The sequence below is a fragment of the Pseudomonas sp. ef1 genome (assembly GCF_007293365.2).
GTDB lineage: Bacteria > Pseudomonadota > Gammaproteobacteria > Pseudomonadales > Pseudomonadaceae > Aquipseudomonas > Aquipseudomonas siliginis.
In genome coordinates this window covers 1,625,902-1,641,953 of the sequence record NZ_CM129815.1, presented here as the reverse complement: position 1 = coordinate 1,641,953, position 16,052 = coordinate 1,625,902, and the positions used below count along the sequence as shown (strand labels likewise).

The 16,052-nt window shown below is 61.2% G+C and carries 16 protein-coding genes; 9 read left to right on the top strand and 7 right to left on the bottom strand.

Annotation, left to right across the window (positions count from 1 at the left end):
* Positions 1-246: 246 nt before the first annotated feature.
* From cobJ to FEE99_RS07460, 7 genes are all read right to left on the bottom strand, one after another.
* Complete coding sequence (gene cobJ, locus FEE99_RS07490; protein ID WP_041480675.1) at positions 247-1,947, bottom strand: precorrin-3B C(17)-methyltransferase; 1,701 nt, start codon at positions 1,945-1,947, stop codon at positions 247-249.
* Positions 1,947-2,681 (bottom strand): precorrin-2 C(20)-methyltransferase, encoded by a 735-nt coding sequence (locus FEE99_RS07485; protein ID WP_370695113.1) that lies wholly within the window; start codon positions 2,679-2,681, stop codon positions 1,947-1,949. Before FEE99_RS07485 ends, cobJ begins: the two co-directional genes overlap by 1 nt.
* Positions 2,678-3,304, bottom strand: coding sequence for a precorrin-8X methylmutase (locus tag FEE99_RS07480; protein ID WP_041480676.1), 627 nt, complete (start codon positions 3,302-3,304; stop codon positions 2,678-2,680). The genes FEE99_RS07485 and FEE99_RS07480 overlap by 4 nt, the downstream gene beginning before the upstream one ends.
* Positions 3,297-4,595 carry a precorrin-3B synthase gene (gene cobG / locus FEE99_RS07475; RefSeq protein ID WP_041480677.1) on the bottom strand — a complete coding sequence of 433 codons (1,299 nt, stop codon included), beginning with the start codon at positions 4,593-4,595 and terminating at the stop codon, positions 3,297-3,299. Before cobG ends, FEE99_RS07480 begins: the two co-directional genes overlap by 8 nt.
* Before the next feature lie 156 nt (positions 4,596-4,751).
* Positions 4,752-5,402, bottom strand: coding sequence for a hypothetical protein (locus FEE99_RS07470; protein ID WP_041480678.1), 651 nt, complete (start codon positions 5,400-5,402; stop codon positions 4,752-4,754).
* 52 nt (positions 5,403-5,454) lie between these two features.
* Positions 5,455-6,492 (bottom strand): hypothetical protein, encoded by a 1,038-nt coding sequence (locus tag FEE99_RS07465; protein WP_156497527.1) that lies wholly within the window; start codon positions 6,490-6,492, stop codon positions 5,455-5,457.
* The gene (locus FEE99_RS07460; RefSeq protein WP_041480679.1) at positions 6,416-7,087 is read right to left on the bottom strand and encodes a hypothetical protein; all 672 of its coding nucleotides are present in this window, start codon (positions 7,085-7,087) and stop codon (positions 6,416-6,418) included. Before FEE99_RS07460 ends, FEE99_RS07465 begins: the two co-directional genes overlap by 77 nt.
* A 225-nt stretch (positions 7,088-7,312) precedes the next feature.
* Between FEE99_RS07460 and FEE99_RS07455 the strand changes: the two genes are divergently transcribed.
* The 9 genes from FEE99_RS07455 to FEE99_RS07415 all read left to right on the top strand — a co-directional run bounded on the left by FEE99_RS07455 (position 7,313) and on the right by FEE99_RS07415 (position 16,051).
* On the top strand, positions 7,313-8,524 hold the full coding sequence (locus FEE99_RS07455; RefSeq protein WP_041480680.1) for a bifunctional cobalt-precorrin-7 (C(5))-methyltransferase/cobalt-precorrin-6B (C(15))-methyltransferase: 1,212 nt from the start codon (positions 7,313-7,315) through the stop codon (positions 8,522-8,524).
* Positions 8,517-9,614 carry a cobalt-precorrin-5B (C(1))-methyltransferase gene (locus tag FEE99_RS07450; protein ID WP_041480681.1) on the top strand — a complete coding sequence of 366 codons (1,098 nt, stop codon included), beginning with the start codon at positions 8,517-8,519 and terminating at the stop codon, positions 9,612-9,614. Before FEE99_RS07455 ends, FEE99_RS07450 begins: the two co-directional genes overlap by 8 nt.
* Positions 9,611-10,327, top strand: coding sequence for a cobalt-precorrin-6A reductase (locus FEE99_RS07445; RefSeq protein ID WP_041480682.1), 717 nt, complete (start codon positions 9,611-9,613; stop codon positions 10,325-10,327). The genes FEE99_RS07450 and FEE99_RS07445 overlap by 4 nt, the downstream gene beginning before the upstream one ends.
* Before the next feature lie 246 nt (positions 10,328-10,573).
* Entirely contained in the window at positions 10,574-10,885 is a 312-nt protein-coding gene (locus tag FEE99_RS07440) for a hypothetical protein (RefSeq protein WP_041480683.1), read from the top strand.
* 48 nt (positions 10,886-10,933) lie between these two features.
* Complete coding sequence (locus FEE99_RS07435) at positions 10,934-11,332, top strand: DUF2946 domain-containing protein (protein ID WP_041480684.1); 399 nt, start codon at positions 10,934-10,936, stop codon at positions 11,330-11,332.
* A gap of 48 nt (positions 11,333-11,380) precedes the next feature.
* Entirely contained in the window at positions 11,381-11,860 is a 480-nt protein-coding gene (locus tag FEE99_RS07430) for a copper chaperone PCu(A)C (RefSeq protein ID WP_041480685.1), read from the top strand.
* A 21-nt stretch (positions 11,861-11,881) separates the two neighbouring features.
* Positions 11,882-12,328 (top strand): DUF2946 domain-containing protein, encoded by a 447-nt coding sequence (locus FEE99_RS07425; RefSeq protein ID WP_041480686.1) that lies wholly within the window; start codon positions 11,882-11,884, stop codon positions 12,326-12,328.
* Positions 12,329-12,412: 84 nt separating this feature from the next.
* Positions 12,413-14,533 (top strand): TonB-dependent copper receptor, encoded by a 2,121-nt coding sequence (locus FEE99_RS07420; protein WP_041480687.1) that lies wholly within the window; start codon positions 12,413-12,415, stop codon positions 14,531-14,533.
* Between the two features lie 144 nt (positions 14,534-14,677).
* A complete protein-coding gene (locus tag FEE99_RS07415; protein WP_041480688.1) occupies positions 14,678-16,051 on the top strand; it encodes a PepSY-associated TM helix domain-containing protein in 1,374 nt (457 codons plus the stop codon).
* Position 16,052 lies beyond the last annotated feature (1 nt).

The following is a 16,052-nucleotide window of genomic DNA, read 5'->3' as shown; positions in this document are numbered from 1 at the left end:
CGCGCCACACAAACAACAAGGAATACAAAGCTTGTCCCCGGCAATATCTGATAACACCGGGAGCAGTCCACTGTAACGGCAGCGATAATAATTATCGGACTGGCGCGCCCGTCGGCCATAAAAAATGGCCCTGCCCTGTGGGACATGACCATTGTTTATTGCTGGTGGAAAACATTTGAAACTTCAATCGGACTTACAACCGCTCAAACTTTCCCAAAGCTGAATATTGAATGAGCGGAGGGTTTTTCAGGACAGCGGTTTTTCACCATACCAACGCGGCGTATACACCCATTCACCGCCCCCGGCACGGGCGAAGGTGCAGGTGGTCGAAGAGCCGATCAACACCATGGTGCGCATGTCCACCTGTTCCGGCGTCAATGCGCCCAAGGTCGTGGTGCGCAGCGTCTGCCCCGGCCGGCCGATGTCTCGACCGAGCACCACCGGTGTTTCAGGCAAGCGGTGCTGCGCAACGATCTCCAGCGCCCGGCCCAGTTGCCACGGGCGCGCCCGGGAAATCGGGTTGTAGAACGCCAGGGCCAGATCCGCTTGGGCGGCCAGATCCAGACGTTTCTCGATGATCGCCCAGGGCTTGAGGTTGTCCGACAGCGACATCACGCAGAAGTCGTGGCCCAGCGGCGCACCGGCCTGAGCCGCAGTGGCCAGCGAGGCGGAGACGCCGGGGAGGATTTCCAGATCAACGCTGTGCCACGCCGGATCGTCCGATTCGTGCAGGGCTTCGAGCACCGCAGCGGCCATGGCGAATACGCCCGGGTCGCCCGAGGAAACCACGATCACCGAGCGGCCTTCGGCGGCGAGCCTGAAGGCATGGCGGGCACGCTGCATTTCTTCACGATTGTCGGTGCAGTGCTGCACCTGATCGTCGCGGAACGGGCCGGCCATGCGCACGTAGGTTTCGTAGCCCAGCACATCGGTGGCGCGGGCCAGTTCGGTTTTCACCGCTGGCACCATCAGTTCGGCGGCGCCGGGGCCAAGACCAATGACCGTGAGGCGACCGCGCGGGCGGCCGATCTGCGCGACGTCCAGCGGTTGCTCGGCAATCGCGATCGCCAGATGTTCTGCCCTGATCACCTTCGCCGCAGGCACTGCCACGCGGGCCAACGTGTGAAGATCGCTTTGTGCTGCGACGAAGCGCAGTGGCACGCCCAACTCAAGCGCAGCTTCGCGCAAACTCGATGCGGCCATTTCAGCCTCTGCTGCCACCAGACACGCCAGTGCCGGCACGGCGACACTGGCCTGGTGCAACGCAGCGCGAACGGCGTTCGGCAGATCTGCCACGTCAGCGCTCACTGCCACCGCCACACTGCGCGGGTAAATCAGCAATTCATCGGCGCTGGCCACCCGCTGCACGCTGCTCACATGAATCGACCGCTGCGCCTGCGGATCCTGCGGCAACTGCGCCTGATCCAGCCACGGCGCCGCGCCTTCGATGCGCACGCTGTGCCCGGCGAGCAGGTCGGAAACGAAGCGTTTGCCCGATTCCAGATCCGCCAGTGCATAGCCGCTTGGCGGATTGAGCAGGCAGGTGCCAAAGCGCAATTCGCCGCTGGTGGTGATCGCCGGCGCCACTTGCAACGCCGCCGCGATGTCCCGGGCCATGACGTTGACCCCACCGAGTCCACCCAGCAACGGCACCACCGCGCTGCCGTCTTCGGCCACCGCCAGCACGGCGGGTTCGGCGCCTTTCTCCAGCAACAGCGGCGCCAGCGTGCGAATCACAATGCCGGCCGCGCACAGGGCAATGATCGGCGTGTCCTGTTGATACAACGCGCGCAGGGTCGCGCCGAATTCCTCATAGCGGCTGTCGGCGCCTTCAACCCGTCCGGCAAGGCCATGGATCTGTGCCGCCGGGTAGACCTGCTGAATGCGCCGCGCCGTGGCGAGGCTGCCCTGGCCGAGAATGACGATGGCGGGAGTCGCTCGGCTCATCAACCTTGCCACCGTTCGCCCGGGACGATGATCAGCGAGAAGTACGGCGAGGACATCGGCTCGACCTGATCCATCGGCACGATCTTCTGGTTGGCCATGGTCGCGCGCTCGACATACAACGCACGCTCGGCGAGGCCGAGTTCTTCCAGCACCTGACGGACCTTGGGAAAGTTGCGCCCCAGTTTCATGATCACCGCCGCATCGGCATCGGCCAGACGCCGTTTCAGTTCTTCGTGGGGCAGCACGCCGGAAAGCACCGACAGGCTCTGATTGCGATACACCAGCGGCGCGCCGAGCACCGAAGCGCCGCCGAGCATCGAGCACACCCCGGGCACGACTTCGGCCTCATAACGGCTGGCGAGACGATCATGCAAATACATGTAGGAGCCGTAGAAGAACGGGTCGCCTTCGCAGATCACCGCCACGTCGCGGCCAGCGTCCAGATGCTCGGCGACCGCCACAGCGGCTTCGTCGTAGAAATCGCTGATGACCTGCTCATACGACAGCGGTGCCGGCAAGGCCTCGGTGGTCACCGGATAGACCAGCGGCAGCAGGTTCTGCGCCTCGACCAGATGCGCCTCGATGATGCCGAACGCATTGCCCTTCTTGCCCTTGGCCACGAAATACGCGACCACCGGCGATTCGCGCAGCAGGCGCAAGGCTTTGACAGTGATCAGTTCCGGATCACCGGGGCCGACACCGAGGCCGATCAGACGTCCTTTGGCCTGCATCATTCGATCTCCGTGGCGAGGGCATTGACGGCGGCGGCGGCCATGGCACTGCCGCCCAGCCGGCCTTGCATGATCACGAACGGCACGCCGCGACTGTCGGCGGCCAGCGCCGCTTTCGATTCGGCAGCGCCGACGAAGCCGACCGGGAAGCCGAGGATCAGTGCCGGTTTTGGCGCGCCGGCGTCGAGCATTTCCAGCAAGTAGAACAGCGCGGTCGGTGCGTTGCCGATCACCACCACACTGCCTTCGAGGTGCGGGCGCCACAGCTCCAGCGCGGCGGCCGAGCGGGTGTTGCCCAACTCGCGGGCGAGGTCCGGCACGCTGTCGTCGCGCAAAGTGCAGATCACTTGGTTATTGGCCGGCAGGCGCGTGCGGGTCACGCCTTCGGAGACCATCCGCGCGTCGCAGAGAATCGGCGCACCGGCCGCCAGAGCATCGCGCCCGGCCTTGCCCGCGCCCTCGGAAAATTGCAGACCGTCGATGGCCTCGACCATGCCGCAGGCGTGGATCACTCGCACCGCAAGTTTTTCCAGATCGGCGGGAATGCGCGCCAGATTGGCCTCGCGGCGAATGATCGCGAAGGAGTTGCGATAGATCTCCTGACCGTCGCGGATGTAATCAAGCATCAAGGGGGCTCCGGGAGCGGGCGTCGAGCAGAGTCGCGGCCGCTTCAATAGTAAGATTGCAGGCGTGCAGCGTGCCAAATCCGGGCTGTGCTGCATCGCGAAAATAGAGGTCGTAATGACCGGGGGCAACGGCCAGCAGCGTCGCTGGCGCGCAGTGGGCGGCGGCGCAGGAGCGCGAGCAACCCGACAGGTGCACGCTGAGGCCTGCGGGCAGCAGAGGTGCAAGTTGCCGGGCATCCTGTTTGGTGTCGGCAAGGCCTTTGCCGCAGCCATCGGCGCCGGTGCAGGCGATCAGGCGAGCCAGTGGTTCGGCCTCGGTCGTCAACAGGCCCAACGCCCGCAACTGCTCAAGCACGTTGTCGGTATCAGTGGCTTTCACGTTCGGCAGCAGCAGGCTCTGCCACGGCGTGAAGCGCAGACTGCCATCGCCAAATTGACGGGCCAGTTGTGCCGCGCCACGCAGCATCGCCGGATCAAGTCGGCCCAGTGGCGGCACCGCGCCGACGTAGCAGAGACCTTGCGTGTTTTGCTGATGAGCGCCGATGTGCAGCGCGTCTGCCGACGTCGGGCGCTGCCAATTGCTGATCGCCTTGAGCGATACGCGCTCGCGCAACGACTCAAGGAACGCGAGCCTGGGCAACTCGTCGAGCAGATGGCGCATCCGTGTTTGCTCTGGCCGGGCCAGGTCGAGGAACAACTCCAGCGCGGCGACCACCAGCGCGTGAGCGTTGTCCAGGCTCACAGCGCCGAGCGGGCGATCGGTCGGGCAACCGGCCAGACCGAATGCCCAGAGGATTTCGCCGTCACGCTCGAATGCCGACAGCCACAGATCATGCGGATGTTCGAGCATCACCAGGGCTTCGCCGCCATCGAGTTGCACGGCGAACTTGGCGCTCAACTCATGGAAGCGCGGATGACTTTGCAAGGTGTCGAGGATTTGCCCTGCGAGCGGGCGCGTGTCGATCAGCATCTGCCGATCGATCCCGGCGGCAGGGCTGAGCATCAGATTGCGCACATCGTCGCCGGCAGCGTTCTTTGGCCCGAGGCCAGCGGCCAGCAAGCGCTCGATCAGCGCCGCCGATTGCGCACCGATACCACGAATCTGCAGATTGCCGCGATTGGTCGCTTCGATCGCACCGCTCGCAAACGCTTCGGCGGCAGCGGCCACCGCATCGGCCTGATCCGCACTGATCGAACCGCCATCGAGCTTGATCCGACAGATACCGCCGTCCAGTGCCTGGACGATACGCAGCAACCCCGGGCAGGCCGAGGGGCGTAAGGCAGTGGACATCGGGCGTTCGTTCAAGGGGCTGACCGGTTGTGTGGCAGAAGCGCTTCGCGGGCGAAGGCGCGGTATTATGCCTGCTTTGCCCACCGGTATGAAAAGTCTGCCCTCTGTCTCGACCGGTGGGGCAGGCAGGTTTCAGTTGTTGCCTCTGCCGCGCTCTCAGGTCAGGGCGATAATCTGCTTTTCGCGCCGCTCACCCAATAACGCAATAATCCTGGCTCTCGAGAAACAGTAATCATCGGCATCTATAAGAGCCTTGTAGCAATCAACAGCAAGGTTGCCCACTATCTGCTCGGCATTGAAGCGTTGCTCAAGCACATTGCCCGGAACAGGCTCTTTGACGGCAAACGAAATGACGACCATCGTAATCGTTGATTCCGCAGATACGCTGCCAAGCATGAAGCGAATCGACTTGCCCTCTTGCAGAGTATTTCGCTGAAGCAACTCAAGGGCCGCACCGTTGCTCTCCAGTCGCGAGGTCAGATTGGCAATTACCTGTTGGTTCAAAACTGCCGGTGCCCAACCTTGCAAGAGTTCTTGAGCCAACTCCAGCAGAGTAAAAGTATCGGGCGTAGTGACCGGCGCGCTGATAACCGGATCGTCGAAAAACAAAGCACCGGTGACTTTCAAAGCCGTTTTATTGGCGTCATTCCATGCATCGCATTCAACAGCATCGGGAACTTTATGCGAGGCGACCGTTTGTGAATAAAGCAGCGCATCGAGACTGTCGTCAATGTCAGATGCCGACAGCTCTTTACTCACCAGCACTAATGCCCCTGCGCATACGAAAACCTTCGAAATCGCGAACATTTGCATCTCCCACAAAAAAACCAGAGGCTTGCGCCTCTGGCATTAATCACTTTCAGACCGATTGGCCAAATTCGTAGCTGAGCGCTTTCTCACGCTGCTCAGTCAGAGCCTTGACAATCAACGGTTCAACCATTGCATAGTCTTCCTCATCCATATACATAGTGGCGCCGGCGTTATAAATCTCCACAGCAGATGTTGCCCATTCTACAAACAGTACTTTGGTAGGTTGAGCCGAAGCCAGATATTGCACAGCAGCGATTGCCAGGGTGATACCACCCTCATCATCCTGCGAAGCCGCACTCATGCAAAAGTTGCCACCTTCGGCTTTCTTCGAGTTGTTCTCGAACAGCGTCAGGGCCTGTGGTTCATTTTTCAGCGCATCCATGGTCGCATCTGCCACAGAGGACAATACTTTAAGGGCTGCCTGGCCCTGCCCTACCGCAGCACCAACAGCGGCATGCAGAACAGACAGGACAACATTGTCCATGGTCAGCTTTTGCGAAGTAGCGGTATATCGATTATAAGGCTGGCTGAAAGCAAACCAGCCAGCCAGTTTCATCAATCGCATAAACTCGTTATAGCGCTGTTCTTTCTGGTTGGCCGCCGGATATTTGAGCAAGGCAACCAGATCGGCATACATGTAGGTGTTTTTAACGATTCGCTTGCTGCGCTTGGACATGCTTGCATCAAAGCCTGCAATACCCGAGCCCATGATTGCAGCATTCAGTTCATCTTTATCAATCGGCAAGCTACTGCCAACACTTGCCGAACGCGAGCGCAGCACTGGCTGCGCAGCGATAAACTCATTGGTTTGTGCAATCAAACTAAACCGCTCAACAGCGGAGATTACATCTTTATTCAGCTCAGTCATAAATGGATTCCTTTCATGATTAAAACACCGACTTGGTGTGGAAAACAAACTAACCACAGCACCGGAGTTAATCAAATCGAAAATCCATGCATTTAATTTCAGAGCGTCATACAAACCATCAAACAAAGCTGTACAACTAACATCAAGCGCCCCGAGCCAACTCAATTTCACGCGTGCGCATATCAAGCACTGCAGCAGCCAACTGAAGCCGATTTTCATTTATCGCGGCAGACCTGATCAAAAAGCGCCTGGAGCGAATATCAAGCTCCGAACCCGTATGCTGAATAGTCCAGAACAAATAGGTAGAGGACCACTTCGCATCAAGCAAGCGAACGTTACTAACGACAATCTCCAACTCCCTATTGAAATTGTACTGAGCAGGAGAAAAACGAAAATCGCTCCATTCCCGAGCGCTGCCTCTAAATACGTCTATGGCGTCCGAATGTGTCTCAAGCATATGGAACGCTTCCTTCATTAGCCCGACTTTCTCCCGACTCAGTTGTTGCGACAAGGATCGCGCCCAGACGTCCAGCGCATTGCCGGTAAAGTTCTTGTCAACATGGATTACCGGAGCTTGCTCCAGGCTCCAGCCGACAGACCAGAGCACCCCAGAATAATATTCGAACCAAGCAGCTGGCTCTCTGTTTCTGTCATGACGCAAATCGGCTCTGTATTCTGCCCAGCGCATACTGTCTTTGACGAATCGTTTGTCTTCCGCAGTCAACCCGGAAAAGTAGGACAACAGATTATTCCCCATCACCGTCGCACTGCCTTGGTTGGGCAGTGCTGAGATACTGTTCAAAACATCGCTCATTTCAATTATCCATTTGATTATTCAATTTACTAAAAAAGTACCTTCCGGATAGCCACAAGCACTTCCAGCGGAACGCCAATTCAATACTTGCGAAGAACTCGAAAAATCACAAAAGACAATGTAAACATTGAATGTCGGCGCTCCTCAAAAAAGGACAGCAGCCAGTTTTCGATTGTCGCGTTATCATGTCGCCCGCTTCGCTGGACGCAGGATCTGGAGTATGAAATGGGCGATTGGCTGACCGTTGTGGGTATAGGTGAAGACGGCTTCAAAGGCCTGGGCAAGAACGCCCGGCGTGCTCTGATGGGCGCTTCGCGGATCGTCGGCGGCCAGCGCCAGCTGGATCTGCTGCCGCCGTGCATCGGCGGCGAGCGGCAATTGTGGCCGAGTCCGTTTTCCCTCGCGCCGGTGCTCGAGTCGCGTGGCGAGCGGGTCTGCGTGCTGGCCAGCGGTGATCCGATGTTTTACGGCGTCGGTGCCAGCTTGGCGCGTCATGTGCCGAGCGCCGAGATGGCGATCATCCCCGCCCCTTCGTCCTGCGCACTGGCCGCGGCGCGCCTGGGCTGGCCGTTGCAGGAGGTGACGGTTGTGTCGCTGGTGGCGCGTCCGTTGGCGGCGCTCAATGCGCATCTGTTCAGCGGCGTGCGTCTGTTGTTGCTGAGCAATGACGGCAGCAGTCCGGCCGCCGTTGCGCAATTGCTCTGCGAACGTGGTTTCGGCCCAAGTCGCATGACTGTTCTGGAGCATCTGGGCGGTGACGCCGAGCGGCGGATCGAGCGCCGCGCCAGTGACTGGGAAAATGCGCCGATTGCCGATCTCAACGTTATCGCTGTCGAGTGTCTGGCCGAACCCGGTGTTACTGGCCTGTCACGCCTCGCCGGATTACCCGATTCGGCGTTCCGTCACGACGGCCAGCTGACCAAGCGCGACGTGCGCGCCATCACCCTCGCCCGCCTGGCGCCGAAGCCCGGCGAACTGCTCTGGGATGTCGGCGCCGGCAGCGGCTCGATCGGCATCGAATGGATGCGTGCGCACCCGAGCTGTCGCGCCATCGCGGTCGAGGCCGACGAGGGCCGTCAGCAATTGATCGAACACAACCGCGATGCGCTGGGCGTACCCGGCTTGCAGCTGATTCGCGGCAAGGCGCCGCAAGCGCTCAATGGCCTTGAACGTCCGGAAGCGATTTTCATCGGCGGCGGCGTCACCCGTGAGGGTGTATTCGAGACCTGCTGGGAACAGCTCAAGCCCGGCGGCCGATTGGTGGCCAACGTCGTGACCCTGCAAAGCGAAGTCACCCTGATGCACTGGCGCGAACAATACGGCGGTGAGCTGACGCGCATCCATGTCGCCCAGGCGCAACCGCTCGGCGAGTTCGACACCTGGCGTCAGGCGTTGCCAATCACCCTGCTGGAACTGGTAAAACCCCTCGATGCGTGACGAAACCGCCGAACAACCCGCGCCCCTGCGCAGCGGCCTCACCACCGGCAGCTGCGCCACCGCCACCAGCCTCGCCGCCGCGCGCCTGTTGCTCACCGGCGTCAGCGCCGACGCGGTGCAGATCACGCTGCCCAAGGGCAAACAGGTGCAGATGCGCCTGGAGTTCTGCCGCTTGAGCGAGGACGGCGCCGAAGCCGGGACGATCAAGGATGCTGGCGATGACCCTGACGTCACCCACGGCGCCCTGCTCTATTCACAGGTGCGACTGTCCGCCGAACCGGGAATCCACTTCAACGCCGGTGTCGGCGTCGGCACGGTGACCCGACCCGGCCTGGTATTGGCCGTCGGCGAACCGGCGATCAATCCGGTGCCGCGCAAAATGATCAGCGATCACCTGGCCTTGCTCGCCGTCGAAACCGGCTACGGCGGCGGCTTCGAAGTCACAGTCAATGTCGAGGGCGGCGCAGAACTGGCGCTGAAAACCATGAACCCACGGCTGGGCATTCTTGGCGGCCTGTCGATCCTCGGCACCAGCGGCATCGTCCGGCCATTTTCCTGCGCCGCTTACATCGCCTCGATTCATCAGGGCATCGACGTGGCGAAAACCAACGGCTATTTGCACATCGCCGCGTGCACCGGCAACGCCAGCGAAGACACCATGCGCCGGGTCTACGACCTGCCGGAAATCGCCCTGATCGAGATGGGTGATTTCGTCGGTGCGGTGCTCAAGCATCTGCGCAAAGTGCCTGTGGATAAACTCAGCCTGTGCGGCGGCTTCGGCAAGATCAGCAAACTCGCCGCCGGGCATATGGATCTGCACTCACGGCATTCGAGCATCGACTTGCCGCAACTGGCCGAGTGGGCGGCGGCGATTGGCGCGGATGCGGCATTGCAACAAGGCATTCGCGAAGCCAATACCAGCCAACAAGCCTTGGCCATGGCCAGTGCGGCGGGCATCGCTTTGGGGGATGAGGTGTGTCGCCACGCATTGAATTTCGCCCGCAGCGTGGTACCGGCACAGGTGCAGGTCGAGGTGTTTGCCATTGATCGTCAGGGCGGGATTGTCGGGCACGCCGGAGGTTTTGCATGAAACGGATCCTGCTGCTTGGTGGTGTCACTGAAGCGCTGGCGATTGCCCGCACGCTCGGCCCACAACATATCTACAGCCTCGCTGGCGTTGGCCGGGTGCCGAGCGATTTGCGCTGCCAGGTTCGGGTCGGCGGCTATGGCGGCGCTGAGGGTCTGGCGCAGTTCATCGCCGATGAAGGCGTCGATCTGCTGCTCGACGCCACGCACCCGTACGCCGCACAAATCAGCGCCAACGCCGCCCGCGCGGCACAGCTCGCCGGCATCCCCTGCTGGGCCTTGCGCCGGCCCGCCTGGCAACCGCAAGCAGGCGATGACTGGCGCGAGGTCAGTGACTGGGCCGAACTCATCGCCGCCTTGGAACCGTTCCACCGCCCGCTGTTCACCCTCGGCCGCGAACCGCTGCAACACCTCGACGAAATTCCCGCCCACCAGTTCTGGACTCTGCGCGCCCTCGACGTTTATCCCGGCAACACGCGCTGCGAAGTGATCGGCGCCCGTGGGCCGTTTCTGCTGGAAGACGAGCGAGCGCTGTTCGAGCGCCGGCAGATCGACGTATTGATCAGCAAGAACAGCGGCAGCAGCGCCACCGAGCCGAAGCTCGAAGTGGCGCGTGAGCGTGGCGTGCCGGTGCTGGTGTTGAAGCGCCCGGGGTTGCCGGGGGCTGATCGGGAGTTTGAATCAGTCGCTGAAGTCCTCGCTGCCCTTTCCCACTGAATCGGCACGGCCCTTTGTGGGAGCGAGCCTGCTCGCGAAGACGTCAGCACCAGTAGCCTTCCATTGTCTGACACAGCGCTTTCGCGAGCAGGCTCGCTCCCACATGACTCCGGCTCGGCGGAATTTATGTCTCGATTCCTGCAACCCGGCCAGACACCACCCACATAAATTCAAAACAACACCGCCTTTCAGCGTTCAGGCATACCACTTACCCTTCGGCCTTTGAACTCAAAGGCGTGATATTCAATGTCAGAGAAATTTCTTCCTTTTGACGTTCGGGACTACCTGAAAACCCCAGCGGATCTGGGCCAATACATCAAGGGCTGTGAACTGGAAGACTCGGGAGATGGGCGCCTTGACCGAGCAGCAGGTCGAGACGTTATGCAGACCATACGAGCACGAATAGAGACCGATGCGGATTTCGCCCAGGCATTGCGAGTCGAAGCCGCTAAACTCATTCACAGCGGCGAAATCGAAACGGGGCGCAGACTGTTACAACTTTTGCAGCAAGCACTGCGACACCAAACCGCACGACGCTTTTTTACTTATCGGCCCTGATCAGGCTAAATGGGCCGCGCCTGATCGCCCACCCAACGGACCTGTCCCATGAACCGACGCCGGTTAGCATTCGCCTGGATCGCCTGCTTTGCAGTGCTGTTCAACATGCTCGCCATGCCGCTGAGCGGGGCGATGGCGCAGGCGGCCAGTTCACCGGCCGAGCAGATACTCTGGAGCAGTTTCTGCACCGGCAGCGGCATGAAGATGGTGGCGATCGACATCGGTGCCACGGATCAGAAGGCCCCGCAAAACGACAACCATTCGAACATGCAGCACTGCTGGTGTTGCTCAGGCGGGGCGCCATTGCTGGCGCTGCCAGGGCATTCGCCGCAGCTGTATTTCGCGCAATTTGAAAGCAACCGCAGCGTTGCGCCCGCCTCCCTGCAAACCCCGACGCCGCGCCAGCAATGGCCGAGTCTCAATCCCCGTGCCTCCCCTCTGGTCTGATTGGTTCGCGCCCTGAATCCGCGTTTCAAATCGTTCTGGAGAACTGCCATGTTGAAGAAACTCTTCGTCCTCGCTGCGCTGTTGTTGCCGGCGTGCTTTGCCCATGCCCACGAATACAAGGTGGGTGCGCTGGAAATCGCCCATCCGTGGTCGCAGGAACTGCCGCCGAATGCGCCGACCGTCGCCGCCTATTTCATCATTCACAACACCGGCAAAAGCGCCGATCGCCTGCTCAGCGTCGACTCGCCCATCGCTGCACAAGCGCAGTTGCACGAGCACGTGATGCAGGGCGATCTGATGAAGATGCAGCAAGTGCCAAGCGTGGAAATCCCCGCCGGCGGCACCGTGACCTTCGCGCCGATGGCTTACCACGTGATGCTGCTCAACCCGAGCGATCGCAGTCTGCTCAGCGACGGCAAGCGCTTCCCGATGACCCTGCATTTCGAAAAAGCAGGTGACGTCAGCGTTGAAGTTGCCGTGCAGAAGAAACCGCCGGAATCCGCCCAGGGCCACGTGCACGCTCAGTAACTGTTTCGGCTGACTTCGCCCATGCGTCCGTTGCGCGCCAGGCCCGTCCCGCATCACCGTCAGACTCAAGCGCTGACGCGTGGCAGCTGGATCGCCCTGTTCGCCATGTTGATGATCTTCATCGGTCCACTGATTTCTCAGTCGATGCCGATGGATCAGCACGCCTCGACGTCGATGCCAATGAGCATGGACATGTCGATGGACATGCCCGGCATGGATCACAGCGGCCATGGCGCCCAGCCTGCTGCCGAGCATTGCCCGCCGCAATCTTCGCATCACGTGCTGTGGGAAAAGTGCGGCTATTGCAGCTTGCTGTTCAATTGCCCGGCGCTGACCGGCGGCGGCGATTTCGTCGCTTTCAACATCCCGCCACCCACTACCTTCACCCCACCCTCCCCGCGTCTGGGCCATGCCCGCCAACCCTTCTTCCCCGGCGCCCGCACCCGCGCCCCGCCCATCGCCACGTAAACACGCACCTCTGATTGCACACGGTTGAGAAGACAGCTCCAGGCTGCCGACCGTGGTGTTTACGACTGTTCGATGGAAATTGTCATGTCCAGGTTTACTGCTGTCCCCTGCGCGGAATCTGCCCGCGCGCACTTTGCCCTGAATGAATCGCCGATTCGTTGCAGGCACGCTATTGCCGTCCTTTGCGGCGTACTGCTGACACCGCTGGCGCTGGCCGACGCTCACGCCGGCCATGAACATGAACTGAGCCCGACGGTGATCACTGCCATCGCTCCAAGCTCACCATTGACGATCGTCACCAACCCCAAGGATCCGCGCCAACCGGTGCCGGCCAGTGACGGCGGCGATTACCTGAAGACCATTCCCGGCTTCGCTCTGGTGCGCAATGGCGGCACCAACGGCGATCCGGTGCTGCGCGGCATGTTTGGTTCGCGGCTGAACATCCTCACCAACGGCAGCATGATGCTCGGCGCTTGCCCTGGCCGGATGGACGCGCCGACTTCGTACATCTCGCCGGAAACCTACGACAAGCTCACGGTGATCAAAGGTCCGCAGACTGTCCTGTGGGGGCCGGGCGCATCGGCCGGTACGGTGCTGTTCGACCGTGAGCCGGAGAACTTCGGCGAACTCGGCACGCGCGTCAACGCCAGCATCCTGGCCGGCTCGCATGGGCGTTTCGACAAGGTTGTCGACGCCGCTGCCGGCGGTCCTCTGGGTTACGTGCGGGTGATCGGCAACACTGCGCATTCCGATGACTATCGCGACGGCAACAACGACATCGTCGCCTCGCGTTACGACAAGTGGAACGGCGATATCGCGCTGGGCTGGACGCCGGATGCCGACACCCTGATCGAACTCACCGCCGGCAAGGGCGATGGCGAGGCACGGTATGCCGGGCGCGGCATGGACGGTTCGCAATTCCTGCGCGAGAGCCTCGGTCTGCGCTTGGAAAAATCCAACATCAGCGAGGTGCTGGAAAAACTGGAAGCGCAGGTCTACTACAACTACGCCGACCATGTGATGGACAACTACACCCTGCGCACCCCGTCCGGCACCGGCATGATGGCGGGACCGATGGCGTCAAACGTCGACCGTCGTACCCTCGGTGCACGGATCAAAGCAACCTGGCGCTGGGCTGATGTTCAGCTGATCACCGGCCTCGACGCACAGACCAACGAGCACCGTCAGCGCAGTGCAATGGGCATCGATACCTACAAGGAGCTGCCGTACAGCAAGGACGCCGATTTCCACAATTACGGTGTGTTCAGCGAAATGACCTGGTACGCCGCCGAGCGTGATCGCTTGATCACTGGCGCTCGGGTCGATCGCGCCTCGGCCAAGGATTACCGGCAAACCACAGGGTCGGGGATGATGTCCCGCCCCAACCCGACCGCCGACGACACCCGCGCCGACACCCTGCCCAGCGGCTTCATCCGTTACGAGCATGACCTCGCCGATAGCCCGACCACGCTTTATGCAGGCCTCGGCCACGCGCAACGCTTCCCGGATTACTGGGAGTTGTTTTCGCCCAAGTCCGGCCCGGCAGGATCGGTCAACGCGTTCGACTCGATCAAACCGGAAAAGACCACGCAGTTCGACTTCGGCGTGAACTACAGGAGCGCCGACCTCGAAGCCTGGGCCTCGGGTTACATCGGTGTGGTACGCGATTACATCCTGTTCGACTACACGCCGGGAATGATGGGCATGAGCACCTCGCGCGCCGAGAACATCGACGCGCGGATCATGGGTGGCGAACTCGGAGCTGCCTACAACCTGACCGACAACTGGAAAGCCGATGCGACCCTGGCCTATGCCTGGGGCAAGAACAGCAGCGACGGCTCGGCATTACCGCAGATGCCGCCGCTGGATGCGCGCTTCGGCCTGACCTACAGCGAGGCCAAGTGGAGCGCCGGCGCATTGTGGCGAGTGGTCGCCGCGCAGCACCGCATCGACGCGAACAAGGGCAACGTGGTCGGCAAGGATTACGCCCAGAGCTCGGGCTTCGGCGTGTTCTCGCTCAACGGCGCGTACCGCATCAACCAGCACTGGAAGGTCAGCAGCGGCGTCGACAACCTGTTCGGCAAAGCCTACGCCGAACACCTGAATCTGGCCGGCAATGCCGGCTTCGGCTATCCGGCCAACGACCCGCAAGCAATCAATGAACCGGGGCGCACGCTCTGGACCAAAGTGGATATGAGTTTCTGACACCCACCCATGTAGGAGCGAGCCTGCTCGCGAAGACGGCGCCACGGTCGGCATTGATATCGACTGAACAACCGCTTCGCGAGCAGGCTCGCTGCCACAGGTAAACAGACAACGAAAAGAACCAAGCCAAGCGGAGCACACGTGATGCAAAAGCCTCAATCCAATTTCTACAACCTGGCCTGGCGCTGGCATTTCTATGCCGGGCTGTTCGTCGCGCCGTTCATGGTGATGCTGGCCCTGACCGGGATCATTTATCTGTTCAAACCGCAGCTCGATTCGCTGATGTACAGCAGCCTGCTCGAAGTACCGGCCGGGCACCACACGGTGCCGGCCGATGACTTGCTGCAACGGGTGAAAAGCGCTTATCCACAAGGCCAGGTCACTCAGTATCTGCCGCCGTTGAATGCTGAGCGCAGCGCGCAATTCGTGGTGAAGAACGCCGGTCATGAACTCAACGTGTTCGTCGATCCGTACCACGGTGACATCCTCGGCGAGCAGGATGCCAAGCAGAACCTGCAAGCCATCGCCCGTGCGATCCACGGCGAATTGATGATCGGCACAGTCGGCGATCGCCTGATCGAAATGGCCGCTGGCTGGGGCGTGGTGCTGGTGGTCTCGGGGCTGTTCCTGTGGTGGCCGCGTGGTCAGGCGGCGGGCATTCTATGGCCGCGTTTGAACAGCCGCGGTCGAGTGTTGTGGCGCGATCTGCATGCCGTCACCGGTTTCTGGGGCGCGACATTGCTGTTGGTGATGTTGCTCAGTGGCATGACCTGGACCGGTTTCTGGGGCAAGCAATACGCGCAGGTGTGGAACGTGTTTCCGGCAGCGATGTGGGACAACGTGCCGACCTCCGACATCGAGGCACGCAGCCTCAACAGCGCCACCCGCCAGACCGTGCCATGGGCGATGGAAAATACGCCGATGCCGATGTCCGGCGACCACGCCGAACACATGAATCACGGCAATGCCCATGCCGGCCCCGCAGCACCCGCCATCAGCCTGCAGGACGTGCAGAACATCGCCAGTGAACGCAAGGTTGAACCGGGCTACAGCATCACCCTGCCGACCACCGCCACCGGCGTGTTCACCATTGCCGTGTTCGCTGATGACCCGCGCAACGACGCCACCCTGCACGTCGATCAGTACACCGGCAAGGTCCTCGCCGATGTCCGCTTCGAGCACTACGGCACCGTCGCGCGCGCCACGGAAATCGGCGTGATGCTGCACGAAGGCAAGATGTTCGGCACTTTCAACCAGATTGTCGTGCTGCTGATCTGCCTGATGATTCTGCTCAGCGCCGTCAGCGGCGTGGTGATCTGGTGGAAGCGTCGGCCTGAAGGCAAATTCGGTGTGCCGCCGCTGCGCCATGACCTGCCGAAGTGGAAAACCGGCGTGGCGATCATGCTGGTGCTGGCGGTGGTGTTTCCACTGGTGGGGGCGTCGCTGGTGGTGGTCTGGTTGCTCGACCGGTTTCTCGTGCCCCGACTTGGCGAGCGTTCCGCGCAGGTGCAGCGTTGAT

Coding starts and splice junctions, on each gene's coding strand:
- cobJ (WP_041480675.1), bottom strand. CDS start 1,947: ATGAGCCGAGCGACTCCCGCCATCGTCATTCTCGGCCAGGGCAGCCTC.
- FEE99_RS07485 (WP_370695113.1), bottom strand. CDS start 2,681: ATGATGCAGGCCAAAGGACGTCTGATCGGCCTCGGTGTCGGCCCCGGT.
- FEE99_RS07480 (WP_041480676.1), bottom strand. CDS start 3,304: ATGCTTGATTACATCCGCGACGGTCAGGAGATCTATCGCAACTCCTTC.
- cobG (WP_041480677.1), bottom strand. CDS start 4,595: ATGTCCACTGCCTTACGCCCCTCGGCCTGCCCGGGGTTGCTGCGTATC.
- FEE99_RS07470 (WP_041480678.1), bottom strand. CDS start 5,402: ATGTTCGCGATTTCGAAGGTTTTCGTATGCGCAGGGGCATTAGTGCTG.
- FEE99_RS07465 (WP_156497527.1), bottom strand. CDS start 6,492: ATGAAAATCGGCTTCAGTTGGCTGCTGCAGTGCTTGATATGCGCACGC.
- FEE99_RS07460 (WP_041480679.1), bottom strand. CDS start 7,087: ATGAGCGATGTTTTGAACAGTATCTCAGCACTGCCCAACCAAGGCAGT.
- FEE99_RS07455 (WP_041480680.1), top strand. CDS start 7,313: ATGGGCGATTGGCTGACCGTTGTGGGTATAGGTGAAGACGGCTTCAAA.
- FEE99_RS07450 (WP_041480681.1), top strand. CDS start 8,517: ATGCGTGACGAAACCGCCGAACAACCCGCGCCCCTGCGCAGCGGCCTC.
- FEE99_RS07445 (WP_041480682.1), top strand. CDS start 9,611: ATGAAACGGATCCTGCTGCTTGGTGGTGTCACTGAAGCGCTGGCGATT.
- FEE99_RS07440 (WP_041480683.1), top strand. CDS start 10,574: ATGTCAGAGAAATTTCTTCCTTTTGACGTTCGGGACTACCTGAAAACC.
- FEE99_RS07435 (WP_041480684.1), top strand. CDS start 10,934: ATGAACCGACGCCGGTTAGCATTCGCCTGGATCGCCTGCTTTGCAGTG.
- FEE99_RS07430 (WP_041480685.1), top strand. CDS start 11,381: ATGTTGAAGAAACTCTTCGTCCTCGCTGCGCTGTTGTTGCCGGCGTGC.
- FEE99_RS07425 (WP_041480686.1), top strand. CDS start 11,882: ATGCGTCCGTTGCGCGCCAGGCCCGTCCCGCATCACCGTCAGACTCAA.
- FEE99_RS07420 (WP_041480687.1), top strand. CDS start 12,413: ATGTCCAGGTTTACTGCTGTCCCCTGCGCGGAATCTGCCCGCGCGCAC.
- FEE99_RS07415 (WP_041480688.1), top strand. CDS start 14,678: ATGCAAAAGCCTCAATCCAATTTCTACAACCTGGCCTGGCGCTGGCAT.